2 protein-coding genes and 1 pseudogene are annotated in these 1,946 nt (G+C 60.0%); 1 reads left to right on the top strand and 2 read right to left on the bottom strand.

What is annotated here, in order from left to right; translation table 11 throughout:
- Positions 1–277 (top strand): annotated as a pseudogene (locus EOA38_RS39910) (hypothetical protein); the annotation flags it as partial.
- Here the strand turns inward: EOA38_RS39910 and EOA38_RS35175 are convergent.
- Positions 229–579, bottom strand: a complete 351-nt coding sequence (locus EOA38_RS35175; RefSeq protein WP_127301382.1) for a hypothetical protein — start codon at positions 577–579, stop codon at positions 229–231. The pseudogene EOA38_RS39910 and the gene EOA38_RS35175 sit on opposite strands and share 49 nt — an antisense overlap.
- A gap of 210 nt (positions 580–789) precedes the next feature.
- Positions 790–1,368 (bottom strand): nucleotidyltransferase domain-containing protein, encoded by a 579-nt coding sequence (locus EOA38_RS35180; protein WP_245481000.1) that lies wholly within the window; start codon positions 1,366–1,368, stop codon positions 790–792.
- Between the last annotated feature and the right edge of the window lie 578 nt (positions 1,369–1,946).

Here is a 1,946-nt window from a genome sequence, read left to right on the forward strand (position 1 = left end):
CACTCTGGCAGCGGGGCTGCGTCTTCGCGCGAAAACGGCCAAGCATCTCCAGTCCCTAAGCCAGAACCGGGAATATCTCATCACCCGCTATGGCCCGGAACTAGCGGCGACCGCCTCGCAGATAAACCGCCTCACCGCCACCCTTGAAGAGGTGGCGGCAAAGGTTACGGCATTGATCGGGTCGTCGGCCAGGTCGCTGCAGGCAGACGCATCTGCCGCCGGCGAGCTTCAAGGCCGGGAATCGGCGGCCTCCTTGTCCGCGGCGACCGCCAATTGAACGACATGATGCACCAGGAACACATCAACGAGGTACGCGGCCTCGTCCCGTGAAATCGGCAGCATGTCTGCAGTGATTTCATTGTCGATATAACACTCGGCATCCCAAAGGGTGCGAGTCAGTTCCTCGTTGGCCGGCTCAATCCGCCCAATGACCCTTTCGAACGCTGCGTTGGCGGCCTCGATAAGCACGGCACGGTCGGCCCCGGCGACTGGCAGGGACGCAATAACGGCATGGGAATCCATGACGAACGTTTCCTTCTTGGAATGGCGGTCTCTTGCCTCAGCATTTTCGGTCGCCATGCCGACGCTGGTTCTTGAAGGGGTGGCTAGTCTAAGCGCCAGGCGCCACCCTTGTGCTCACATGCGCGGCCGCAGGATACGCGAGAATTCGGCAGATGCAATCGAAGGTGACTTCATCAAGCACGGCTTCGCTAGAGACAGAAGCAGCGCCGGCCCGCCGGCAGCTGACAAAAGACGTAGGAAGCATCCTTCTTCTTAGTGGACCCGGTTCTAACCATCTGCGGCTGCTCCAGCCAACGCCGGAAGTTCCTCGGGTCGCCTGCCTGCCAGCACGACGGCATCCTTGACCACGCTCGCCCACCAAGGATCGTCGTCACGGGCAAGACGGCTGAGATCCTCCATGTCGAGGCCAACGACAGTCGGGGTGAAGCCCAACCGCTCGGAATGAATGGCAAGGCTGTCCCGAACGACATCGACAACCGCTGCGAGGTCGGCAGATCCCGTGACGACCCCGACATCCAGATCACTTCCCAGGCGGTCCGCTCCGCGCGCAACGCTGCCGTACAGCCAAAGGCTCTTGACGAACTGCTTCTTGTCACCAGGACTATCGGTAACGGCATCGATGATGGCTGCGAACCGACGTTCCTCGGCAGCAAAGAGGTTCTCGATTGCTTTGGAGAAGTAGTGTTCGGCATTCAAGCGGTACAGTCGGCTGTACCCTGACCCCTCTGCCGACACGACGCCCGCTTCCCCGAGCGATATAAGGCCCAGGCGGGTGCTGCTCTTCGATATCCCGGCGCGACGACCGATATCCGAACTGGAGAGGTACCCGCCATGACGGACAAGCACGCGCAAGACCCGCACGTTCGAGTCGACCCCGAAGACAAGGTCAAGAGGATTTCTGATCGCGCTCTGTGGAACCGTTCTCGCCACGGAGGACCCATTTCATATCGGATCGATCGTTCAGATATCAAAACAATCGATCTAATATTAAACCTTTCGACCCGTTATTAAACCGATTGCCAACATCGTGCAATCACAGCCAGCGACTCCGTTCGTTCTTGGCTTCCGCGAAATGACGCGACGCTCTGAAACCCGTTTCGGATGAGAGCCTCCGCAGCCAGGACTTCTCCGAGGATGCCGAGTCTCGACGTACGGCGAACCCGTCCAATGAATTCCTTCCATTCCTCACTCCTCGATCCTTGTCCGACCGCCACCTGAGCCACTCGTCCCATCCCAGGCGAGTGACCGGCTCGGCGTTCGCGCAGCATAGGCCGCACTCTATGGCTCGCTGTCGATATAGAGCCGGCCATGCTGCGCGGCATCTATCCTGTCTTCCTGTCGTCGCCGTCTACCAGCTTGAGCCGCGGCTGCTGTGCGAGCAGCTCGACCACCTCGCTGGCATCGAGCGTCCCCCTGATGAACAA

Origin of the sequence: Mesorhizobium sp. M1E.F.Ca.ET.041.01.1.1, assembly GCF_003997355.1 — a bacterium.
Lineage (GTDB): Bacteria > Pseudomonadota > Alphaproteobacteria > Rhizobiales > Rhizobiaceae > Mesorhizobium.